Raw genomic sequence first — 356 nt, 5'->3', positions numbered from 1 at the left:
AGCACATGAAGTACACCAACTGGCTGGCCGGCACCCGCCACTGGCTGGCCGGCAGCAGGGTGACCTATGCCGACCTCGCGGCGGCGGCCGCACTTTCGGTGCTCGACTATCTGGGGGAGATCGACTGGCGCGAGCACACCGCGGCGCGGGAATGGTATACAAGGGTGAAGTCACGGCCCTCGTTCCGGCCACTTCTGTCCGACCGGGTGCGCGGCCTGTCGCCGGTGTCGCATTATGCGGACCTCGATTTCTAAGACCGAAAACCTGCGCGCGCTGATCGACGGCGAGGCCAGGCGCGCCGGTTTCGACGCCGTCGCCGTCACCAGGCCCGATGCCATCCCGCTGGCGCCGGCCAG

General features: G+C 68.3%; 1 protein-coding gene and 1 pseudogene. Both read left to right on the top strand.

Annotated elements, in window-relative coordinates:
- Positions 1 to 254: glutathione binding-like protein (locus tag EN853_RS33300; RefSeq protein WP_189473190.1), on the top strand; the 254-nt coding region annotated here is incomplete at its 5' end.
- Positions 235 to 356, top strand: a pseudogene (locus EN853_RS35065) (tRNA epoxyqueuosine(34) reductase QueG); the annotation flags it as partial. The gene EN853_RS33300 and the pseudogene EN853_RS35065, both read left to right, overlap by 20 nt.

Origin of the sequence: Mesorhizobium sp. M1C.F.Ca.ET.210.01.1.1 (genome assembly GCF_004791585.1) — a bacterium.
Classification (GTDB): domain Bacteria; phylum Pseudomonadota; class Alphaproteobacteria; order Rhizobiales; family Rhizobiaceae; genus Mesorhizobium.
Note: the sequence above shows the minus strand (reverse complement) of the source record. Positions and strands in the feature narration are given on the sequence as shown.